The sequence below is a fragment of the Rhodococcus sp. P14 genome, assembly GCF_000256505.1.
GTDB lineage: Bacteria > Actinomycetota > Actinomycetes > Mycobacteriales > Mycobacteriaceae > Rhodococcus > Rhodococcus ruber.
The window spans coordinates 30538-51821 of record NZ_AJFC01000069.1; the positions used below are offsets into that span (position 1 = coordinate 30538).

The 21284-nt window shown below is 70.7% G+C and carries 19 protein-coding genes; 9 read left to right on the forward strand and 10 right to left on the reverse strand.

From position 1 onward, the window contains the following. Window positions 1-51 precede the first annotated feature (51 nt). Both OEY_RS0104965 and OEY_RS0104970 read left to right on the forward strand, forming a co-directional pair. Window positions 52-1242, forward strand: coding sequence for an NAD(P)/FAD-dependent oxidoreductase (locus OEY_RS0104965; RefSeq protein WP_010592818.1), 1191 nt, complete (start codon window positions 52-54; stop codon window positions 1240-1242). A gap of 97 nt (window positions 1243-1339) precedes the next feature. Further along, window positions 1340-3352, forward strand: coding sequence for a SpoIIE family protein phosphatase (locus tag OEY_RS0104970; protein ID WP_010592819.1), 2013 nt, complete (start codon window positions 1340-1342; stop codon window positions 3350-3352). A 41-nt stretch (window positions 3353-3393) separates the two neighbouring features. On the opposite strand, the gene OEY_RS0104975 is transcribed toward OEY_RS0104970, so the two are convergent. The 8 genes from OEY_RS0104975 to OEY_RS0105010 form a co-directional block, all read right to left on the reverse strand. Continuing rightward, window positions 3394-3633 carry a WhiB family transcriptional regulator gene (locus OEY_RS0104975; RefSeq protein ID WP_017680511.1) on the reverse strand — a complete coding sequence of 80 codons (240 nt, stop codon included), beginning with the start codon at window positions 3631-3633 and terminating at the stop codon, window positions 3394-3396. A 378-nt stretch (window positions 3634-4011) separates the two neighbouring features. Beyond that, the gene (locus OEY_RS0104980) at window positions 4012-5172 is read right to left on the reverse strand and encodes a lycopene cyclase family protein (protein ID WP_010592820.1); all 1161 of its coding nucleotides are present in this window, start codon (window positions 5170-5172) and stop codon (window positions 4012-4014) included. A gap of 70 nt (window positions 5173-5242) precedes the next feature. Then, a complete protein-coding gene (locus tag OEY_RS0104985) occupies window positions 5243-6250 on the reverse strand; it encodes a heme-dependent oxidative N-demethylase family protein (RefSeq protein ID WP_010592821.1) in 1008 nt (335 codons plus the stop codon). A gap of 24 nt (window positions 6251-6274) precedes the next feature. Further along, complete coding sequence (locus OEY_RS0104990; RefSeq protein ID WP_010592822.1) at window positions 6275-6751, reverse strand: dimethylamine monooxygenase subunit DmmA family protein; 477 nt, start codon at window positions 6749-6751, stop codon at window positions 6275-6277. Next, entirely contained in the window at window positions 6748-7755 is a 1008-nt protein-coding gene (locus OEY_RS0104995; protein WP_010592823.1) for a heme-dependent oxidative N-demethylase family protein, read from the reverse strand. The genes OEY_RS0104990 and OEY_RS0104995 overlap by 4 nt, the downstream gene beginning before the upstream one ends. Then, on the reverse strand, window positions 7752-8747 hold the full coding sequence (locus tag OEY_RS0105000) for a PDR/VanB family oxidoreductase (RefSeq protein ID WP_010592824.1): 996 nt from the start codon (window positions 8745-8747) through the stop codon (window positions 7752-7754). Before OEY_RS0105000 ends, OEY_RS0104995 begins: the two co-directional genes overlap by 4 nt. Next, window positions 8747-9259, reverse strand: coding sequence for a 50S ribosomal protein L32 (locus OEY_RS0105005; protein ID WP_225222742.1), 513 nt, complete (start codon window positions 9257-9259; stop codon window positions 8747-8749). Before OEY_RS0105005 ends, OEY_RS0105000 begins: the two co-directional genes overlap by 1 nt. A gap of 10 nt (window positions 9260-9269) precedes the next feature. Then, window positions 9270-9647, reverse strand: coding sequence for a cupin domain-containing protein (locus tag OEY_RS0105010; RefSeq protein WP_006937276.1), 378 nt, complete (start codon window positions 9645-9647; stop codon window positions 9270-9272). Window positions 9648-9948: 301 nt separating this feature from the next. On the opposite strand from OEY_RS0105010, the gene glnT reads away from it, so the two are divergent. The 5 genes from glnT (at window position 9949) to OEY_RS0105035 (ending at window position 15199) form a co-directional block, all read left to right on the forward strand. Beyond that, window positions 9949-11325, forward strand: coding sequence for a type III glutamate--ammonia ligase (gene glnT, locus OEY_RS0105015; RefSeq protein ID WP_010592825.1), 1377 nt, complete (start codon window positions 9949-9951; stop codon window positions 11323-11325). A gap of 56 nt (window positions 11326-11381) precedes the next feature. After that, complete coding sequence (locus OEY_RS0105020) at window positions 11382-12269, forward strand: glutamine amidotransferase (protein ID WP_006937281.1); 888 nt, start codon at window positions 11382-11384, stop codon at window positions 12267-12269. Window positions 12270-12370: 101 nt separating this feature from the next. Continuing rightward, window positions 12371-13057 (forward strand): protein glxC, encoded by a 687-nt coding sequence (locus OEY_RS0105025; protein WP_029539893.1) that lies wholly within the window; start codon window positions 12371-12373, stop codon window positions 13055-13057. A gap of 34 nt (window positions 13058-13091) precedes the next feature. Then, on the forward strand, window positions 13092-14417 hold the full coding sequence (locus OEY_RS0105030) for an FMN-binding glutamate synthase family protein (protein ID WP_006937284.1): 1326 nt from the start codon (window positions 13092-13094) through the stop codon (window positions 14415-14417). A gap of 134 nt (window positions 14418-14551) precedes the next feature. Further along, complete coding sequence (locus OEY_RS0105035) at window positions 14552-15199, forward strand: helix-turn-helix domain-containing protein (protein ID WP_010592827.1); 648 nt, start codon at window positions 14552-14554, stop codon at window positions 15197-15199. 166 nt (window positions 15200-15365) lie between these two features. On the opposite strand, the gene OEY_RS0105040 is transcribed toward OEY_RS0105035, so the two are convergent. Further along, window positions 15366-16718 (reverse strand): ammonium transporter, encoded by a 1353-nt coding sequence (locus tag OEY_RS0105040; protein ID WP_010592828.1) that lies wholly within the window; start codon window positions 16716-16718, stop codon window positions 15366-15368. Window positions 16719-16956: 238 nt separating this feature from the next. On the opposite strand from OEY_RS0105040, the gene OEY_RS0105045 reads away from it, so the two are divergent. Beyond that, complete coding sequence (locus OEY_RS0105045) at window positions 16957-19266, forward strand: FdhF/YdeP family oxidoreductase (RefSeq protein ID WP_010592829.1); 2310 nt, start codon at window positions 16957-16959, stop codon at window positions 19264-19266. Then, window positions 19266-20078: a formate dehydrogenase accessory sulfurtransferase FdhD gene (gene fdhD / locus OEY_RS0105050; protein WP_010592830.1), complete on the forward strand. Its 813-nt coding sequence runs from the start codon at window positions 19266-19268 to the stop codon at window positions 20076-20078. Before OEY_RS0105045 ends, fdhD begins: the two co-directional genes overlap by 1 nt. 16 nt (window positions 20079-20094) lie before the next feature. On the opposite strand, the gene OEY_RS0105055 is transcribed toward fdhD, so the two are convergent. Then, window positions 20095-21270 carry an alpha/beta hydrolase family protein gene (locus tag OEY_RS0105055; protein ID WP_010592831.1) on the reverse strand — a complete coding sequence of 392 codons (1176 nt, stop codon included), beginning with the start codon at window positions 21268-21270 and terminating at the stop codon, window positions 20095-20097. Window positions 21271-21284: the final 14 nt, after the last annotated feature.

Sequence of the window (21284 nt, forward strand, 5' to 3'; positions counted from 1 at the left end):
ACACTGTTTCCCTGTAAGAAACAACCGAAGTGCGAGCTGTGAGGAAATGCGATGACCGAAACCGCGAACATCGTCATCGTCGGCGGCGGACTCGAGGGCCTGGCTGCGGCCTGGTCCCTCGCCGAGCGCGGCGAAACGGATGTCCTCGTCCTGGAACGCGGGACGATGTGTTCCGGCATGACCGGCAAGTCCAGCGGCATCGTCCGCTGCCACTACGGCGTTCCGTCGCTGGCCGCGATGGCCTGGCACGGCGTGCAGGTGTTCTCCGAAGCCGAGGAGATCTTCGGGGCCGACATCGGCTTCCGGCAGACCGGATACGTCGTCGGCGTCGGGCCCCAGAACACCGCCCCGCTCGCCGCGAACGTCGAGATGCACCGGGCCCTCGGAGTGCCCGTCGAGACGATCGACGCCGGCGAGGTCCGCCGCCTGCTACCGGGGATAGCCCTCGATCCCTTCGCGGCCTTCGCGTACGAGCCCCTCGGCGGCCACGGCGACGCCTACATGACCGGAATGGCCTACGGCACCCGCGCCCGAGCCCTCGGCGTGCGAGTGCGCCAGGGCACCCCCGTCGCCTCCCTCCTGCAGCGCGAGGGCGGCGAGGTCTACGGGGTGCGGCTCGCGGACGGCTCCGAAATCCACGCGGGCACCGTCGTGCTCGCAACCGGCGTGTGGTCACCGGCACTCGGCGCGACCGCCGGCGTGGACCTCCCGATCCGGGCCCAGCGGGAACAACTCCTGCTCGTCGACCAGGGCGAACCCACCCCCGACATCCCCACCTTCTCCGACCTGGTGAACCTCCAGTACATCCGCCGCGAGCCCAACGGAGAGCTGCTGGTGGGCAACAGCGATCACTCCGCGCCGGAGTGGGCGGACCCGGACGACTACGCCAATCGCGCCGACGACCCGTTCGTGGAAACCGCCGTCGCGAAGCTCGACCGGTTGCTGCCGGCCATGCCCGATCCGCGGCTCGCCTCGTCGTACGCGGGATGCTACGACACCACACCCGACTACAACCCGATCATCGGCCCGTCCCCGGCGCCGGGACTGTTCCTGCTCGTGGGCTTCAGCGGCCACGGTTACAAGATCTCCCCTGCCGTGGGCCGGCTCGCCGCCGACCTCCTGCTCGACGGCATCAGCAGCGACCCCGCCGTGGACGGCACCGACTTCCGGTACTCGCGCTTCGCCGAAGGCAAGCCCCTCGCCAGCCTGAACCCGTACGTCGGGGCCGGGGAGATGCGCTGACGAAACGAACCGCCGGACACGCCGCTGTACCGAGGCCCGGGCGGGGTATAGAACAGAAGGTGAGGCTTCGGCGCGGAAACCGGAGAAGGTACACGTCATGCCGGACGACGAGGATCTGTTCTCGGCCACGGGAGAGCCGGACACGGTTCTCCGCGTGTTCGAGGCGCTGCCGTTCGCACTCGGAGCGTGGCAGGGACACGACCACGTGTACGTCGCGACCAACGCCGCCTACCGTGCGCTGCTCGGACGGGGCGATCTCCTGGGCCGGCCGGTGCGCGAGGCCGTCCCGGAACTCGAGGGTCAGCAGTTCTTCGAGCTGCTCGACCGGGTGGCGGCGACCGGCGTCGCCGAGACCGCCAAGGAATGGCGCATGCAGATCGACACCGACGGCAGCGGCGTGGTCCGCGAGCGCTACTTCGACTTCACCGTCGCCCCCTGCCGCGACCCCGGCTGCGGCGTCGCCGGACTGCTCTTCTTCGCCTCCGACGTGACCGACAGTGTCCTGGCGCGGCACGTCGCCGAGGCCCGGGCCCAGCTGATGTCGGAGAAGTACGAACAGGCCCGCGACGCGGTGACGGTGATGCAGCAGACCCTGCTGGCGCCGTCCGTTCCGGTCGTGCCGGGAGCCGAGGTGGCGGCGGCCTACCTGGTCGCCGCGGAGGACACGGCCGCCGGCGGTGACTGGTTCGACGCGTTGGCCCTCCCCGGCGGCGAGCTCGCGCTCATCACCGGAGACGTCGTCGGGCACGGCGTCGAGGCCGCCGCCGTGATGGGACAACTCCCGGCGGTTCTGCGCCAGCAGATCCTCGCGGGTGCAGACGTCGCCGGCGCCCTGTCCACGCTCGACGCCTTCTCGGCGCACGTCCCCGGCGCCCGCACCGCGACGGTGTGTGTCGCCGTCCTCGACACCGGAAGCGGCCGAGTCCGCTACTGCACGGGCGGGCATCCCCCGCCGCTGGTGGCGAGCCCGGTCGGGACGGTCCGCTACCTGCCTCCCTCGGGCGCGACGCCGATCGGAACCGGCTCGACGTTCCCCGTCGCCACCGACGCCCTCGCCACCGGCGACGTCGTGCTGCTCTACACGGACGGATTGATCGAGCGTCCCGGCCGGCCGCCCCCGGCGAGCACCGCCGAACTCGCCGAGCGGGCGGCTCTGAGCGTGGCCGGCCGCTCGTTCCCGATCCCGGACACACGCGCCCGGACGGTGGATCGGGTGTGCGGGGAGGTCCTCGAATTCCTGCTTCGGGAAACCGGATACAGCGACGACGTGACCATCGTCGCGGCTCAGCGGACGGCGATGCCGGATCCCCTGCACGTGCACCTGCACGCCGACCGGGAGGCGCCGAAGGCGGCGCGGTCGGCGCTGTGGCAGTGGCTCGTGCGTATCGGGGCCGACCATGCGGGGACCGTGGCCGTCGAACACGCGGTCTCCGAACTGGTGTCCAACGTCGTCGAGCACGCCTATCCCGGCACCGACGCCGAGCACAGCCCGGTCGAGATCGGCGGAGTTCTCGACGCCGACGGCTGCCTCCGGATCCGCGTACGGGACCGGGGCCGCTGGAAGACCCCCGCGACAACCCCGGAGTCCCACCGGTTGACGGACAGCCGCGGCCGCGGACTGACGATGGTCCGGCTCTTCGCCGACGATCTCCGCATCGACTGCGACGACACGGGCACGACTGCGACGGTCACGTTCCGGCTCACCCGGAGCGCCCGCGTCGTCACCGAGTTCACCGACGGCGCGATCGTCGGCCGTCCCGAGTCCTCGCGCGACTTCGCCGTCGACGAGACCGCACCCGGCCGCCTCGCGGTGCGGGGCGATGTCGACATCGACACCGCCCCCATCCTCAAGGGTCACCTCGACGTGGCGTCACGCGGCGGAACACTCTCGGTGACAGTGGATCTGAGCGAGGTCACCCATCTCGGCTCCGCCGGGGTCTCGTTGCTCTCGACGGCCCGTGAGCGTGCGGCCGGGCAGCACACCGCCGTGACCCTGGTGGCGCCGCCGGGCACCACCGCGCACCACGTGCTCACCCTGGTCGGACTCCACGGCCGGGCCGCACCCCCCGCGGGTGGCATCGCCGAACCCTCAGGCGACCCGGAGACGTGAACCCGGCACCGACGAAATGTCGATGCCGGGCGAAATCCTCGTCAGCTCGCGATCTTCCGTCTCCGGGACTGCACGTACTTCTCCCGCTCGGCGACCGACATCCCACCCCACACCCCGTAGGGTTCGCCCATCGTGAGCGCGTGCTCGCGGCACTGCTCGATGACCGGGCACCGATGGCACATCTCCTTGGCCTTCGACTCCCGCTGGTAACGCGCTCGGCCCCGTTCACCGTCGGGCGAGAAGAACACCGAGGAGTCGACACCGCGGCACAAGCCCTGCATCTGCCAGTTCCAGACATCGACGGTCGGCCGGAGGGGGTGAGGTGACAATGGCACGGGGCTCTCCTTGACAGCAGGCTCGCACGCAGTGCGAGCGGACCGGACGAAAGTCTGCGACCTTTCGTTCACTTCGATCCACGCGCCGCGACCCCCGCGAAGGGCCGGGTCTCGGTTCGTCGATCTCATGGACCGGGGAGTACCCCACGCCGCCGGAATTCATGCCAACAGAAAGAGAGATTTGTCGAAGATCCACGAAACTGGGGGCCGGACCGACCGCCCGCCCCGTTCCCCGACCCGCATACCGCCTGTTCGCGGGGCGACGCGGCGGTGCCCTCCTCGGACCCGGACCCGCGTCCGGTCGCGCGGAGCCGCCGGGGACGGTCAGCGGCCGGCCATCGCCCGGAGCAGTGGGGCGGCGGGCAGCGACGCGAAGAGCGCCGCCTCGTCGCGCCACGACGACTCCTCGTCGAGGAACCGCAGGATCGGCTCCGCGGAGGACCGGTCGAACAGCCCCGCGAAGGCGCGCTCGAGCACCGCGGGCCGCTCGACGACGGCCCGCAGCAGCCCCTGGTCGTACCGGGCGAACCGGGACGGAGCAGGCCGCACGTCGAAGGGATGCCCGTGCCGGGCGAGCGACTGCGCGATCGCCGCACTGTCGCACTGGATCCGCTGGTACGCATATCCGCTGCTGCCCTTGAGCATTCCGCCCGCGGCGCCGATGCGCACGATGTTGCCGCTGCGCCGCGCGGGCGGCCGCGACGCCAACGGCAGCCGCGCGGACTCGTCCGCCTCCACGACGTAGGTGTCCTCGTCCGCGCCGAGCACGGCCGCCAGGTACTCCCGGAGCGCCTCGTCGTGAGCGGCGGTGCCGACGGGCCCGCCGTCGGGGTGCGCGAAACTCGTGTGCTCGACGAGGGCGCGACGGTCGTCGGTGGGCAGCACGTACACGAAGGACGCCGCCCGGCGCTGATCGGTGCGGAAGTCGAACAGGGTGGGGACGTCGGGATCGAACAGGGGAGCTTCGGTGCGGATCCGCCACCCGCGGAAGTCCAGCCACGCATCGGGGCTCGTCCCGCGGTCGTCGGCGTCGGGGCCCCGGCCGTCGAAGACCCACTCGGGGTGCAGCTCCGTGCCGTCGGACAGGGCGACACGCGGGCGGGCCCCGTCGTGCACCTGCGTCACCCGGCCGGTGCGGAGCCCGATGTCGTCGACTCGGTCCGTAACCTCGCCGACCACCGACGCCAGGTCGGCTCCGCGGACGACGCCGTACCGGTACCGGCCGAGGCCGAGCGTGCGGGCCCGTCCGCCCGCATGGACCCGGATCCGGGCGAACCGCGCGGAGACGGCCGCGTCGAGCAGCCCGGACCGGCGGGACCAGAACGCCCAGCCGGCGTCACGGATGTCGCGGGCGCCGTCGTCGACGAGCACCACCGGGCCGGGTCGCGCCGGGACGGCGGCGAGATGGGCCGCCAGCGACAGTCCGCTCAGGCCCGCACCCAGGACGGCGATGCCGCCGTCGACCGGTCCGCTCCACGCTCGCACGCTCGCTTCTCCCCTCGCCGGAGACCCTCCCTCCGTCACCGTACCGGCCGCCGGTGAATCCGGTGCGCCACTACGCGGCCCGGGCGCGCGTCCGCTCGCGCAGCCAGGCCATCGCCGGCATGCGGTAGGAGTCGATGCCCTTGTACGCGGCGATCTCGGCGGGCAGTTCCTCGACGATGTCGGCGAGTTGCTCGGCCCACGCCGGGACCTGCGCGATCTCCTCGAGCGGTGCCATGTAGGTGCGGATGTTGAACACCAGCGCCCCCGTCATCGGCAGGCGGATCAGGTGCTCGAGTTCGATGCGCAGCTGGATGCGGCCCCAGTCGCGTTCGGCGATCAGCCGCGGCATGTCGTCCATCCACTCGGGCATCGTCTCGAGGCTGGTGTCCCGGCGCCGCGAACCGACCGCGGAGAAGGTCCAGTTCACCCGCCGGTACGGCCGCTCGGTGGTGAGGCGCCGCATGAACTGCTCGGCGCGGTCGGTCACCCCGTTCGGGGTCAGGCCGGGAACGGGCCGGTGGATCTCGTGCAGGCTCATGCCGATGTCGAACTTGACGGACCAGTCGGCGGACGACGTGACCAGCGCCGCGTCGAACCACAGGTGCCCGTCGCGCTCGGTCACCAGCAGCACGTCGTCGGGCAGCTGACACCCGATGAACACCAGCGGATGCTCCGGCAGGGTGCCCGAATCCCCCGGCACGAGCCATTGATCGATTCCGAGAAGGTCGTTGCGCCAGCGGTATCCGCCGTTCTCGACGTCGAGGTGCATGACGTCGGGAAACGAGGCCGCCATGTCGCGCATGTAGTAAAGCATCAGGTCCCAGCACGCCGGCGTCATGTGCGGCAGCATCTGCACGCGCCCGGGGTCGGCCTCGACGATCGAGCGACGCAACCGCATCATCTCGACGTACTCGTCGTGGCTCTTGCCCAGGTCGACGATGTGCTCGCCCCAGGCCCCGGCGGCGGTCTCGGTGCGGCGCGGCGCCGGTTCGACGTTCACGGCGTAACGGAACGTCCTGTCGCCCTCGGGGAAAGGCCACGGCAGGCAGGACAGGTCGCTGGCGACGGAGGTGGTCACGAAGGTTCCTTTCCGGATGGCGGGTCAGGCCACGGCGCCGAGGTAGGTGCCGTGATGTCCCGACAGATGAGGACGGATCTCGAGGTCCAGGCCGCACGAACCGCAGGCGACGACCGCCCCGGGAGCGGCGTCGACGGACTGGGTGGTGGCGCAGTGCGGGCAGAACAGCGACACTCCGTCGGCGGCGGTGACGTAGGTGGTCGTCTCACACGGCAGCAGGCCGGCGGTGCGCGCCGCAGCCGTCGCTGCCATCGCTTCCCGCCGCGGTCCGGCGATCAGCACGCGGGTACCGGCGCGAGCCTCGCGCACGAGCCGCGCCACCTCCGCAGCGCTCGCGTCCGGAACCACGGTGGCGACGCGGCCGGCGGCGAGCGCCTGCGCCGCCCAGGCCGTCACCGCGGCCCGCGCGTCGGCGCAGTCGCCGAGGCTGAACAGCAGGTGGATGCGCCCGCCCGGATCGATCGGGGGCACCGCACCGGTGACGAATCCCGAGTTCTTCACGGCCGCACACCTCCGAACTCGCGCAACCACTTCAGACCGGGTTCGCGGGTGCGCGTGATGCCCTTGTAGTCGGCCATGTCCTCGGGCAGTTCCTCGAGCACCCGGTAGAGCCGGTCGGCCCATTCCGGCACCAGCGCGATCTCCTCGAAGGGCAGCAGGTAGGTGCGGATGAGGAACATGATCGCGCCGGACGCGCCGAGACGGATCAGGTGCTGCACCTCGACCCGCAGGTGCAGGCGACGGCCGACGTCGTCGAGTGGGCCCTCGGCGAGCAGGCGCCGATCGCGTCCCCATTCGGGATACGTCTCGGTGGCCGTGTCGAGCCGGCGGTCCACGGTGAGGGTCCAGTTGGTGCGCCGATACCGTTGCCCGGCGTGCAGTCCCATGAGGAAGGACTGGGCGCGGGTGATCACCCCTTCGGCGTGGATGCGGGGCACGGGACCGTGGATCTGCAGGAAGCTCATCCCGACGTCGAAGCGCAGCGACCAGTCCGCGGCGAACGTCACCAGGCCCGCGTCACCCCACAGGGCGCCGTCGCGCTGATCGAGCAGCACGACGTCCTCCTGGATCTGCCGGCCGATGTACAGCAGCGGCGGCTCGGGCAGGGTGGCGGACTGCCCGTAGACGAACGCCTGCTCGAGGTCGAGGGCGCGGTTGCTCCACCGCCGGACGGTGCCGTCACGGTCGAGCGCGAACGTCTGCGGGTATGCCTCGGCCAGCATCTTCATGAGGGTGAGCATCGCGTCCCACTGCGCGACCTCCATGTGCCCGAGCGCCTGGAAGCGGCTCGGGTCGGCGTCGAGCACGCGCCGTCGTTCGGCGAGGTCGTCGAGAAGGAAGCCGTCCATGTCGACCGGGCGCTCGCCCCAGCCGCCGGCCGCCGTGTCCGCGCGGGTCCCGGCCGGCTCGACGTTGGTGCTGTACCGGTAGGTGTCCCGCGGGAAGGGGAACGGGAACCGCGCGACGCGTTCCGGGAGCACCTCGAATTCGGTTGCGGCAGTCACAGGTCCAGCTCCAATCGCTCGCCGCCGGCGCGGGAGACGCACGGCATCATGCAGTCGCCGGCGTGCTTCTCCGCGTCGGTCAGGTACAGGTCGCGGTGCTCGATCGCGCCGTCCGCCACCGGGATCCGGCACTCGCCGCACACCCCCTGCCGGCACAGGTTGGGCACCGGTACCCCGCGCGCCTCGAGCGCTTCGAGCAGGCTCACGCCGGAGTTCACGGCGATGTCGACCCCGGTGCGGCGCAGATGCGCGGTGAACGGGGTTCCGGGCTCGAGGTCGCCGACACCGAAGTGCTCGTAGTGGATGCGGGCGTCCGGCCAGCCCGCGCCGCGGGCGCGACGGGTGAGTTCGTCGATGAGACCGGAGGGCCCGCACACGTACAGGTGGGTGCCGAGCGGCTGATCGAGCAGGGCCGGGCCGAGTGCGGCCCAGAACTCTTCGGGGGTGTGGTAGGTGTGCAGGCGGTCTCCGCACAGTTCGCGCAACTCGCCGAGGTGCGGGCCGTCGCCCTCGCGGAAGGTGTAGTGGACCTCGAAGGAGCGGCCCCACTGAGCGGCGGCGCGGGCGTGCGAGAGGATGGGTGTGACGCCGATACCGCCGGCCACGAGCATGTGGTGACGCGCGGTGAGGATCGGCGCGAAGGCACTTCGGGGCCTGCTGACCTCCACGACGTCCCCGACCTCGAGGGCGTGGATCCAGCGGGAGCCGCCCCGGCCGGTCTCGTCGAGCCGCACGGAGATCGAGTAGCTCTGCGGTTCGAGCTCCGGACCGGTCAGGGAGTAGGAGTTGCGGCGGGGCCGGCCGTCGTCGTGGGCGCCGCAGGAGAGCACGACGTGGCTGCCCGGGGTGAACGACGGCAGCGGCGCACCGGTGGGGTCGACGAACCGCACGTGCCGCACTCCGGTGGCGACGGTGGCCACCTCGGCGACGGTGAGGGCGAGGGTCGCGTCGCTGCGCCGGACGGCCGTTCCGGCATCGGATACGAGGGTCATCAGCTTTCCTCCGCGTCGAGCTGGTAGCCGAGATATGCGCCGTGGTGGCGCGAAACGTGGTGGTACACGACGAGTTCCGCCGAACACGCGGGGCACGTGCTGGTCTGCCCGATCGCGGCGGTGGCGTCGTGGGTGTGTCGGCAGTGGGCGCAGTACACCGTGCGCGTGTCCGTGGTCAGCACCTCGGGCAGGATCTCGTCGTCGAGCGCCCCCGCGGCGACGGCCACGGCCCGGGCGGCGAGGACGGCGGCCTCGTCGCCCACCAGCACGAGCCGCCAGCCGACGCGGGCCGCGGAGAGCTGGCGCTGCAGCACCTCCGCGGCCGCGTCGCCCCAGGTGGCGGGCGCCCGTAGCCAGCTCACTCGCCGGCCTTCGAAGGAGGTCACCAGGCGGCGGGCGTGGTCGGTGGCGGCGTCGCCGAACGACAGGACGGTGACCGTCCTGCCGCCGTCGGCCACGGTCCGCTCCTCGTCCCAGCGCGGCACGCTGGTGGTCTCCATACAGACGCTCATGGCCGGATCCTTACGGCGCGAACGTGCGCTGGCCGACGTAGAACGCCAGGGCGCCGTGGGGGGTGGTGAAGCGGATCCGCGAGCCCTTGGGGAAGAAGATCGCGTCCTTGGCGCGGGCGATCTCCACCTGGCCGGTATCCAGGTTCTCCAGGCGGAACTCCCCTTCGAGGACGACCTTCATCTCGTCGTACTCGTACAGATAGTCCAGCGGGGCGTCGGTGTGCGCGAGCTTGAAGTAGCCCGCGGCCATCTCCGACCCCTCGGGGTTGGGATAGACGTCGTCGATGAAGCCCTCGGTGCCCGGGAATTCCTCGGTGGACATCTGGGGCAGGGTCTTCCAGAAGTCGGCGGTGACGCGGAATGCGGGAACCGTGGTGGTTTCTGCCATGAGTGCTCCTAGGAACGAGGCCGGCTGCACCGGCCGTGGGCGGGAGGACGGAACGTCGATCGCTGACGTGAAACAGACAGTAATGAGATGAAACGCACCGACGGTTGCCGACGCGTTAACGCGTGTAACCGAATCCTCTCAGCGTCAGGAACATTCGTTTCTCCCCCGAGCGGCACGGGCCGAGTCGGACCGTCACCACAAACTCACGGCGGCGTAACACGCCCGTCATGCATGCTATGTTTCATTGCATTCGACAGCGATTCACCTTATGAAACTTCGCAGCCGAACCCCAGGAGTCCCCATGACGCTCGAAGCCACCGACCTCCCCGTGATGCGTCTGCCCTCCACGGACGCCCCCGCCGATGCCGCCGGCTCCGCCGATCTCGCCGCACTCGCCCGCGCCACCGACACCCGCTTCATCCTCGCGGTGTTCACTAACCTCGCCGGCAAGCCCTGCGCCAAGCTCGTCCCGGTCGAGGCGGTCGACGAGCTGCAGTCCGACGGGGTCGGCTTCGCGGGCTACGCCGCCGGAGCCATGGGTCAGGTCCCCAGGGATCCCGACCTCGTCGCTATCCCGGATCCCACCTCCTTCACGCCGATCCCGTTCGTGCGCCCGGGCCTTGCGCTGGTGCACTGTGATCCCCACGTCGAGGGCAAGCCCTGGCCCTACGCCCCGCGGGTGATCCTGAAGGAGGTTCTCGGCAAGGCGGCCGAACGGGGCCTGTCCGTCAAGGTCGGCGCCGAGATCGAGTACTTCCTCGTCCAGCGCGACGAGGACGGGACGCTGCGCACCGCCGACGTGCTCGACACCTCCCGGCAGCCCTGCTACGACGCCCGTGACGTCACCCGCATGTACGAGCACCTGACCTCGATCTCCGCGGCGATGAACTCCCTCGGCTGGGGCAACTACGCCAACGACCACGAGGACGGCAACGGGCAGTTCGAGCAGAACTTCCAGTACGCCGACGCGATGACCACCGCCGACCGCGTCGTCACCCTGCGCTACCTGATCTCGGTGCTCGCCGAGCAGCGCGGCATGACCGCGACCTTCATGCCCAAGCCGTTCGCCGACCGCACCGGCTCGGGCATGCACATGCACCTGTCGCTGTGGCGGGAGGACGGCTCCGCCTTCCCCGACGCCGAGGACCCCCGCGGTCTCGGCCTGTCCGAGACCGCCTACGCGTTCATCGCCGGCATCCTCGACCATGCCTGCGCCCTGCAGGGCGTGATCGCCCCGACCGTCAACTCCTACAAGCGGACCGGCGCCACCGCGACCAGCTCCGGCGCGACGTGGTCGCCGCGGCACGCCACCTACGGCGGCAACGACCGCACCCACTACCTCCGCGTTCCGGACGGCAACCGCGTCGAGCTGCGCGGCGGGGACGGCTCCGCCAACCCGTACCTCGCTGCCGCCGCGACCGTCGCGGCGGGCCTCGACGGCATCGACCGCAAGCTCGATCCCGGCGCACCCGGCGGCACCCCGAACTCGGAGACGCTGCCGATGACCCTGCTGCACGCGATGGACGCGCTCACCGCCGACCCCGTCGTCACCGGCGCCCTCGACGCCGCCGGCCCGGGCGTCGCCGAGTACTTCGCCTCCCTCAAGCGGGAGGAGTTCTTCCACTGGCACAACACCGTGACCTCGTGGGAGATCGACAGCTACCTGACCGCCTTCTGACCCGTTCGGTCCGAACGGGCCACCGCGAACGACGACCTGTAAAGGAGAGACGACCCATGTGCGGAATCGTCGGGCTTCACCTGCGTGACGCCTCCCTCGCCCCCCGGCTGGGTGGCCTGCTGACCGGCATGCTCGGCCAGATGGTCGACCGGGGACCGGATTCGGCCGGAGTCGCCCTCTACGGCGACCCCACCTTCTCCCCCGCCGGCCACGCGTCGGTGTCCCTGCTCGGCGCCGCCCCGGACGTCGCCGCCACCGCCGGTGCCGCACTCGGCGTGACCGTGACCGCGATCGACCTGGCCCCCACCACCGTGCTCCACGCGCCGGTCCCGGCCCAGTTGCTCGCCGACACCGTCCGCGCCGTCGACCCCGGTGCAACGATCATCGGCTTCGGCGACGACGTGACCGTCCTCAAGGGCATGGGCGATCCGGTGGCGCTGGCCGAGCGCTTCGGGATCCCGGCCGCCTCCGGCTGGCAGGGCGTCGGCCACACCCGCATGGCCACCGAATCGGCCGTCACCGCCGCCGGCTCGCACCCGTTCGCCGTCGGCCCGGACCAGTGCCTGGTGCACAACGGCTCGTTCTCCAACCACCTGTCGGTCAAGCGCGAACTCGAGGCCGAGGGTGTGGCATTCGACAGCGAGAACGACACCGAGGTCGGGGCACGGTTCGTCGCCAAGCACCTCGCCGAGGGCGCCGACCTGGAGAAGGCCCTGCGTTTGCTCGGGGAGCGCTTCGACGGGTTCTACACCCTCCTCGTGTCGACGTCCGACTCGTTCGCCGTCGTACGCGACCCGATCGCCTGCAAGCCGGCGATCGTCGCCGAGACCGACGCGTACGTCGCGATGGCCTCCGAGTTCCGGGCCCTCGCCGGCCTGCCCGGCATCGCGGACGCTCACATCTTCGAGCCCGAGCCGGAGCGGGTCTACGTATGGCACCGCTGACCAGCACCGACGCTTCCCCCATCTCTTCGACGCCGGAGACGACCATGCCTGCCGAGACCCTGCCTTCCGAGACCCTGCCCACCGACACGCTTCCCGCCGACATGCTTCCCGCCGGCACGACGTACGACCTCGACGTCACCACCACGCGCGAACTCAACGCCGCACTGCAGGCCACCGAAGCCCCGGCCGCGGTGACCGTGACCAATCCCCAGGGCAAGCACGCCCTCGCGTGCGGGCTCGACCGGCCGATCGACGTGCGCATCGAAGGCCACGTCGGCTACTACGCCGCCGGGATGAACAAGCATGCGACCGTCACCGTCGCGGGCAACGCCGGGGTCGGGGTCGCCGAGAACATGATGTCGGGCACCGTGCGCGTCACCGGGGACGCCTCCCAGTCCGCCGGCGCCACGGCCCACGGCGGGCTGCTGGTGATCGAGGGCAATGCCGCCGCCCGCTGCGGCATCTCCATGAAGGGCGTCGACATCGTCGTCGGCGGCAGCATCGGCCACATGAGCGCCTTCATGGGACAGGCCGGACGGCTCGTCGTCCTCGGCGACGCCGGCGAGGCCCTCGGCGATTCGTTGTACGAGGCGCGCATCTACGTCCGCGGCACCGTCGCCTCCCTCGGTGCGGACTGCGTCAAGAAGGAGATGCGGCCCGAGCACCTCGAGGAACTGCGCGAACTCCTCCGGGCGGCCGGCTTCGACGCCGACCCCGCCGAGTTCACCCGCTACGGCTCCGCCCGCGGGCTCTACCACTTCCACGTCGACAACGCCTCGGCGTACTGATCGCACCGCCCGCACCGCATCCCAGGAGACTCCCATGACCTTCCAGCCCGGACTTCGTGAGTCGGCCACCTTCGACCGCAACGTCATCCACGAGATCCAGCGTGCCGCCGAGACCGGCATCTACGACATCCGCGGATGGGGCGCCAAGCGCAAGCTTCCGCACTTCGACGACCTGCTGTTCCTCGGCGCGTCGATGTCGCGGTACCCGCTCGAGGGTTACCGCGAGAAGTGCGAGACCGACGTGGTCCTCGGCGACCGGCACGCGAAGTACCCGCTGCACCTCGACATCCCGGTCACCATCGCCGGCATGAGCTTCGGGGCGCTGTCCGGGCGGGCGAAGGAGGCTCTCGGGCGCGGCGCCAGCGAGGTCGGCACGTCCACCACCACCGGCGACGGCGGCATGACGCCGGAGGAACGCGGTCAGTCCAAGCACCTCGTCTACCAGTACCTGCCGTCGCGCTACGGGATGAACCCCGACGACCTGCGCAAGGCCGACGCGATCGAGGTCGTCCTCGGCCAGGGCGCCAAGCCCGGCGGCGGCGGCATGCTGCTCGGGCAGAAGATCACCGAGCGCGTCGCCGGAATGCGCACCCTGCCCGTCGGTATCGACCAGCGCAGCGCGTGCCGGCACCCCGACTGGACCGGCCCGGACGACCTCGCCGTCAAGATCATCGAACTGCGCGAGATCACCGGGTGGGAGAAGCCGATCTACGTCAAGGTCGGCGCGACCCGCACCTACTACGACGTCAAGCTCGCCGTGAAGGCCGGGGCCGACGTCGTCGTGGTCGACGGCATGCAGGGTGGCACGGCCGCCACGCAGGACGTGTTCATCGAGCACGTCGGCATTCCCACCCTCGCCGCGATCCCCCAGGCCGTGCAGGCGCTGCAGGAGATGGGAATGCACCGCACCCCCGGTGGCGTGCAGCTCGTCGTCTCCGGCGGCATCCGGTCCGGCGCCGACGTCGCCAAGGCCATGGCCCTCGGCGCGGACGCCGTCGCCATCGGCACCGCGGCGCTGATCGCGTTGGGCGACAACAACCCCCGGTACCAGGCGGAGTACGAGAAGCTCGGCTCGGCCGCCGGGTTCTACGACGACTTCCAGGACGGCAAGGACCCCGCCGGCATCACCACGCAGGATCCGGACCTGCAGGCCCGGTTCGATCCGGTCGAGGGCGGCCGCCGCCTCGCGAACTACCTGCGCGTGCTCACCATGGAGGCCCAGACCATCGCACGCGCCTGCGGCAAGTCGCACCTGCGCAACCTCGAGCCGCAGGACCTCGTGGCCCTGACCATCGAGTCGGCCGCCATGGCGCGGGTGCCACTGGCCGGCACCAACTGGGTGCCCGGCCAGGGCTTCTGAGCCGCTGCCCGCCTTCCACCGAGCGAATGTGCCTTACCGTCGGCCTGTCCGACGGTAAGGCACATTCGCTCGTTCCGTGTGCCTGCCCCTCGCACGATCGTCCACTGTCGGGAAACAGCACGTACAGTGAGGACATGAGCAGCCCCGAGCGCCCCGTACTGTACGACGCGCCGGGCCGGGAGGTCCCGCGGGACACCCCGACCGGGGTGGACCTGGAACGCGCCATCGCACAGGAGGTCCGCAAGTTGCGGATCGCCAGCGGGCTCTCCGTGGGCGACATGGCCGCGAAGGTGGGCATCTCCAAGGCGATGCTGTCGAAGATCGAGAACGCCCAGACGTCGTGCAGCCTCTCGACCCTCGCCCGCCTGGCCGCAGGTCTCGACGTACCGGTGACGTCGCTGTTCCGCGGCGCCGACGCGCAGCGCGAGGCGGTGTTCGTCAGGGCCGGCCAGGGCGCGGAGATCGTCGGCCGCGGCACCCGCGTCGGACACCACTACGAGTTGCTCGGCACGCTGCGGGGCCAGCACAAGCGGCTCGAGCCCGTGCTGGTGACGCTCACCGACGCGAGCGAGGTCTTCCCGCTGTTCCAGCATCCGGGGACCGAGCTGCTCTACATGCTCGAGGGCGAGATGGTCTACGGGCACGGCGAATCCGAGTACCGGCTCCAACCCGGCGACGCCCTGCTGCTCGACGGCGAGGGCATCCACGGGCCGAACGAGCTCGTCACCCTGCCCATCCGGTTCCTCGCGGTCACCGCGTACCCGGACAAACACCAGGACTGATCCCGCTCTCCACCACGAGCGGGGGGTTTCCGCGTCGAGAGGGACACCGCCGCGGTGCATCGCGGGTGCAGGCAGCGGTAACCGCCCCCTCGTCGCGAGAATCTCCCGCTCGACGACGAACGAGGCCCCCGCCGTAGCGGGGGCCTCACCCGTTGTCGGTCCTCGGTCAGAGCTTCTCGGCTGCCGCCTTGGACGTGAGTGCCGTCGCCGCCTCCGCGACCGACGCCGCCTCCGTACGGGACGTGCCGGTGAAGCCCACCGCGTCGAGCACGTACGCGGTTTCGCCGTGCACGACGACGTCGAGGCCTTCGTATTCGGTCTCCGGGTCGACGCGCAGGCCCATGACCAGGTCCAGACCCTTGGCGATGATCCAGGTGACCGCGAAGGAATAGGCCAGCACCGCGAGCACGGCGACGGTCTGGGTGCCCAGCAGACCGAATCCGCCGCCGTAGAAGAGCCCGGTGGCACCGCTCGGCGCCGCCGGCACGGCCAGGAATCCGATGAGAATCGTACCCAGGACACCGCCGACGAGGTGGATGCCCACGACGTCGAGCGCGTCGTCGTAGCCCAGGCGGAACTTCAACGAGATCGCGAAGCAGCACAACGCGCCGGCCAGGGCGCCGACGACGAGCGCGCCGATCGGCGAGACGGCACCACAGGCCGGGGTGATCGCGACGAGGGCGGCGATGAGGCCGGACGCCGCACCGAGTGTGGTGGCGTGGCCCTCCCGCAGCCTTTCGACGATCAGCCAGCCACAGATGCCGGCACACGCCGCGGCGAGGGTGTTGAGCACCACGACGGAGGCGCTGTTGTTCGCGGCGAGCGCGGAACCGCCGTTGAAGCCGAACCAGCCGAAGAACAGGATGCCGGCACCGAGAACGGTCAGCGGAAGGCTGTGCGGCCGAGGCGGATTGAGGAACGATCGGCGCTTGCCGAGCACGAGGATCACCGCGAGAGCCGCGATGCCGGCGTTGATGTGCACGGCGGTGCCGCCGGCGAAGTCGACCGCGCCGAGGGTGTTGGCGATCCAACCGCCGACGACGGACCCGTCCTCCGAGTCGAACGCGAACACCCAGTGCGCGACGGGGAAGTACACCAGCACTGCCCACAGCCCGGCGAACACCATCCAGGCCGAGAATTTCATGCGGTCCGCAAGGGCGCCGCACACGAGGGCGACGGTGATGCCTGCGAACAGCAGCTGGAATCCTGCTATCAGGGCCGGGGGCAGCCCCGGTTCGGCCGGCGCCGCGAGCAGCTGGCCGAGCCCGAGATACTCGAGGGGGTTGCCGAGCAGTCCGGCACCGCCGAGCGAGTCTCCGAGCACGGCCGAGTAGCCGAACAGCACCCACAGGACTCCGACCAGTGCGAATCCTGCGAACGTCATCATGATCATGTTGAGCGTGCTGCGGACGCTCACCATGCCGCCGTAGAACAGCGCGAGCCCGGGAACCATCAGCGAGACCGCCGTGAAGGCCGCGAGAATCCAGGCGGTATCGGCGGCAGCGATTGCCTCTTCCATAGGTGTCCACCTTGTCCAGTCCCGAGGGATCGCCCCTCGTCCGTGTCGCGGTGACTGTCTTATGTTGTTAATCACCGTCACCTGAGAGTGAACTCGCTGTGTAATGTGCGTGGGAGCCGCCGGTGAACTTCGTGTAACGGCAGCTCGCGCCCGGAACTGCCACCCCCGATCGCTCGCTCGGCGGCAACCGGTAGCGTTCGAACTGGTATGCGCATCTCCCGCGGGTGAGGATGGACACATGACTCGACACGGTCCGCTGCACGACATCGTGGAATCCGACCTGGAGGTCACCGGGCCGAAGGACCACGCCGCCGGTGTCCCGGCGGTCCTGGTGTCGCTGAAGCGCGCCTACGAACAGATGGGCGTCGCCCGCACCGCCGCGACGCTGCCGCGTCTGAACCAGCGGCACGGCTTCGACTGCCCGGGCTGCGCCTGGCCCGAGACTCCCGGTCACCGCAAACCCGCGGAGTTCTGCGAGAACGGCGCCAAGGCCGTCGCCGAGGAAGCCACCCTGCGCACGGTCACGCCCGAATTCTTCGCCCGGCACTCCGTCGCCGAGTTGTCGCAGAAGACCGACTACTGGCTCGGACAGCAGGGCCGGCTGACCCATCCGATGGTGCTGCGCCCGGACGCGAGCCACTACGCCCCGATCGAGTGGGACGACGCGTACCGGCTGATCGCCGACCACCTGCGCGACCTGCCCACCCCGGACCACGCCGTCTTCTACACCTCGGGCCGCACCAGCAACGAGGCCGCGTTCCTCTACCAGCTGCTGATCCGCAGCTACGGCACCAACAACATGCCCGACTGCTCCAACATGTGCCACGAATCGTCGGGCAGCGCACTCGTCGAGAGCATCGGAATCGGCAAGGGCTCGGTGTCGGTGCCCGACCTCGAACAGGCCGACCTGATCCTCATCGCCGGACAGAACCCCGGCACCAACCATCCGCGCATGCTCTCCACCCTGGTGAAGGCCAAGGAGAACGGCGCGAGGATCATCGCGATCAATCCCCTGCCCGAGGCCGGGCTGCTCCGGTTCAAGGACCCGCAGCGCGTCGACGGCGTGCTCAGGCACGGCACCGACATCGCGGACGAATTCCTGCAGATCCGCCTCGGCGGCGACCTGGCCCTGTTCCAGGGACTCGGCAGGCTCCTGTTCGAGGCGGAGGACGCGGCCCCCGGCACCGTGATCGACCGGGCTTTCGTCGACGCCCACTGCGCGGGCTTCGACGAGTACGAGCGGCACATCCGCGCGGTGGATCTCGGCACGGTCGTCGAGGCCACCGGGCTGAGCGAGGAGCAGCTGCGCGCCACCGCCGCGGACCTGGCGCGCTCGCAGCGCACCGTCGCGTGCTGGGCGATGGGACTGACCCAGCACACCCATGCCGTCGCCACCATCGCCGAGGCCGTCAATCTCCTGCTGCTGCGGGGAATGATCGGCAAGCCCGGCGCGGGTGTGTGCCCGGTGCGGGGACACTCCAACGTGCAGGGCGACCGGACCATGGGCATCTGGGAGAAGATGCCCGAGTCGTTCCTCGCCGCGCTCGACCGCGAGTTCGGCATCACGAGTCCCCGCGCACACGGGTACGACACCGTCGACGCGATCCGTGCGATGCGCGACGGACGGGCGAGCTTCTTCATGGCGATGGGCGGCAACTTCGTCGCCGCGACCCCGGATACCCGTGCCACCGAGGAAGCGCTCCGGCGCTGCGACCTGACGGTGCAGATCTCGACCAAGCTCAATCGCAGCCACCTCGTGCACGGCCGCACCGCACTGATCCTGCCCACTCTCGGCCGGACCGACCTCGACGTGCAGAAGAGCGGCAGACAGCTGGTCTCCGTGGAGGATTCGATGTCCATGGTGCACCTGTCCCGCGGCCGGCTGCACCCCGTCAGCGACGAACTGCGCAGCGAGGTCGCAATCGTGTGCCGGCTCGCGCGCGAGTTGTTCGGCCCCGACCACTCCGTCCGGTGGTCGGCGTTCGAGGGCGACTACGACCTGATCCGCGACTCGATCGGGCGCGTCGTGCCCGGCTGCGAGGACTACAACACGAAGGTCCGCCGACGCGACGGGTTCCAGCTGCCGCACCCGCCGCGCGACAACCGCGAGTTCGACACCCCCACCGGCAAAGCCAACTTCAGCGTCAACGACCTCGTCTGGGTGCCCACTCCCCCGGGCCGGCTCGTCCTGCAGACCCTGCGCAGCCACGATCAGTACAACACCACGATCTACGGACTCGACGACCGCTACCGCGGCGTGAAGAACGGCCGCAAGGTCGTCTTCGTCAACGCCGAGGACATCACCGAACTGGGCCTGACCGACGGCGATCTCGTCGATGTCGTGTCGGAGTGGCAGACCGGGGACACGGTCGAAGAACGCCGGGTGAAGAGCTTCCGGGTCGTCGCCTACGACACCCCGCGCGGCAACGCCGCCGCCTACTACCCGGAGACCAACCCGCTGGTGCCGCTCGACCACGTCGCCGAGAAGTCCAACACCCCGGTCTCCAAGGCGATCGTCGTGCGGCTCGAACCGGCCGGGACGGACTGATGGGCCGAGTCCCCGCCCGCCGGCCCGTCCTGCGGATCACCGCGGACGGGCAGGCGCGCCGGCCGGACAGCCTCGCGGTGGAGGAACCGCTCGAGATCCGCCTGGACGGCCGCGCCCTCACGGTGACCATGCGGACCCCGGGACACGACGTGGAACTCACCCACGGCTTCCTCCTCGCGGAGGGCATCATCGGCGGCCGCGAGGACGTCGCCGTAGTGCGCTACTGCGACGGGGTCGACGACACCGGCGCCAACACGTACAACGTGCTCGACGTGCAGCTCGCGCCCGGGGTCGCGGTGCCGGACGGGGCGGGCGCACGCAACTTCGTCACGAGTTCCGCATGCGGGGTGTGCGGGAAGGAGTCCCTCGATCAGGTGCGCACCCGTACCCGGTTCCCGCTGACCGACGGTTTCGCGGTCTCCGCCCGCGCCCTCACCGGAATGCCCCCACGGATGCGTCAGCGGCAGAAGGTCTTCCAGAGCACCGGGGGCCTCCACGCCGCAGCGCTGTTCACCCCCGACGGCACCCTGCTGGCGCTACGGGAGGACGTGGGCCGGCACAACGCGGTCGACAAGGTGCTCGGCTGGGCGCTGACCGAGAACCGGATCCCGTTGTCGGACAGCGTGCTCGTCGTCAGCGGGCGGGCGTCCTTCGAGCTGGTGCAGAAGGCCGTGATGGCGGGAGTACCGGCGCTCGGCGCGGTTTCGGCCCCGTCGTCGCTCGCGGTCGATCTCGCCGCGGAGGCGGGCCTGACACTGGTCGGCTTCCTCCGCGGCGACTCGATGAACGTCTACACCGGCACCGTCGCGTGAATCGACGGTCCGGACCTCAGCTGCAGACGGCCGCCGGCGCCTCGCCGGAGCTCACCTCCTCGACGAACGAGCGCACGTCGTCGTGGGCGGCCTCGAGCACGCCGCGGTGGTCGGCGCCGTCGTAGACCTCGTACGAGACGGGGGATCCTTTGCTGCACAACGAGTTCGTGACCTCGTCGGTGATCTGGCGGGAGACGAGCACGTCGGTCGTCCCTTGCACGACGAGCGTCGGCACGGTCAGCGTCAGGGCTTCGGGTTCCTGCGTGGCGAAGTACTCGGTCAGGCGACCGACGTCGGCGCCGGGCGCGAACACCTGGTCCACGGGCACGGTTGCGGCCGCGGCGCGCACGTCGTCCATGCACCCGGTGCGCGCCGCCGCGAGCAGCGGCCGGGAGGCGTCGGTGAGCATCGCGTCGGCCGCGATGTCCGGGTCGGCGGCCTCGGCGCCGAGCAGGAGGACGGGCAGGAAGCTCAGCGCCTGCGCGATGCCCGGACCGCCGGTTTCGAAGTAGGCGGCCGTCTCGCTGGTGCGGCTGCCCGGCGCATAGGCGACCGCTCCCTGCAGTTCGAGCTCGGGGGCGCGCTCGGCACCGTGCGCGGCGGTGAACAGCGCGGCGTGCCCGCCCTGGCTGTGGCCCATCGCCGTCCACCGGGTGCCGACCCCGGGATCGGCTTCGCGGGCCGCCCGCACGATGTCGACGACGGTGTTCGCGGCGCTGTCGCCGTTCATGTACGGGTGGCCGCCGGGCGTGCCGAGCCCCTCGTAGTCGGTCTGCACGACGACGTAGCCGTCCGCGACCCACCGATCGAGCATGGCGGTGGTGCGGGACAGGTAGCCGTGGGCGGGTCCGCCGACCGTGTCGGCGGACGGTGCGCAGGCGTCCCCGACACCGGTGGTGCCGTGGGCCCAGCTGATCACCGGCCACCCACCGTCGGGAGCATCGCCCCGGGGGATTGCGACGGTCCCGGATACGAGGATGGTGCGGCCGGCCGCATCCTCGGACAGGTAGGTGATCAGGTCGGTACGCGCCGCACTGGGCAGTGCCGCAGCGGTGGTCAGGGGGCGGGAGCTGACGAGTGCACCGGGTGCGCGCTCGGACGGCGGCGGATCCGACTCCGAACACGCCGATGCAGCCACTACCGAGGACAGAGCGAGCGCGACGACGATGCGCCTGCCGGAAAGTCGGGTCACGAGTTCCTCCGTTA

What these genes read in the sequence shown, in the direction of transcription:
- OEY_RS0104965 (WP_010592818.1), top strand. Translation starts at nt 52, where the DNA reads ATGACCGAAACCGCGAACATCGTCATCGTCGGCGGCGGACTCGAGGGC.
- OEY_RS0104970 (WP_010592819.1), top strand. Translation starts at nt 1,340, where the DNA reads ATGCCGGACGACGAGGATCTGTTCTCGGCCACGGGAGAGCCGGACACG.
- OEY_RS0104975 (WP_017680511.1), bottom strand. Translation starts at nt 3,633, where the DNA reads ATGCAGGGCTTGTGCCGCGGTGTCGACTCCTCGGTGTTCTTCTCGCCC.
- OEY_RS0105000 (WP_010592824.1), bottom strand. Translation starts at nt 8,747, where the DNA reads ATGACCCTCGTATCCGATGCCGGAACGGCCGTCCGGCGCAGCGACGCG.
- OEY_RS0105005 (WP_225222742.1), bottom strand. Translation starts at nt 9,259, where the DNA reads ATGAGCGTCTGTATGGAGACCACCAGCGTGCCGCGCTGGGACGAGGAG.
- OEY_RS0105010 (WP_006937276.1), bottom strand. Translation starts at nt 9,647, where the DNA reads ATGGCAGAAACCACCACGGTTCCCGCATTCCGCGTCACCGCCGACTTC.
- glnT (WP_010592825.1), top strand. Translation starts at nt 9,949, where the DNA reads ATGACGCTCGAAGCCACCGACCTCCCCGTGATGCGTCTGCCCTCCACG.
- OEY_RS0105020 (WP_006937281.1), top strand. Translation starts at nt 11,382, where the DNA reads ATGTGCGGAATCGTCGGGCTTCACCTGCGTGACGCCTCCCTCGCCCCC.
- OEY_RS0105025 (WP_029539893.1), top strand. Translation starts at nt 12,371, where the DNA reads ATGCTTCCCGCCGGCACGACGTACGACCTCGACGTCACCACCACGCGC.
- OEY_RS0105030 (WP_006937284.1), top strand. Translation starts at nt 13,092, where the DNA reads ATGACCTTCCAGCCCGGACTTCGTGAGTCGGCCACCTTCGACCGCAAC.
- OEY_RS0105035 (WP_010592827.1), top strand. Translation starts at nt 14,552, where the DNA reads ATGAGCAGCCCCGAGCGCCCCGTACTGTACGACGCGCCGGGCCGGGAG.
- OEY_RS0105040 (WP_010592828.1), bottom strand. Translation starts at nt 16,718, where the DNA reads ATGGAAGAGGCAATCGCTGCCGCCGATACCGCCTGGATTCTCGCGGCC.
- OEY_RS0105045 (WP_010592829.1), top strand. Translation starts at nt 16,957, where the DNA reads ATGACTCGACACGGTCCGCTGCACGACATCGTGGAATCCGACCTGGAG.
- fdhD (WP_010592830.1), top strand. Translation starts at nt 19,266, where the DNA reads ATGGGCCGAGTCCCCGCCCGCCGGCCCGTCCTGCGGATCACCGCGGAC.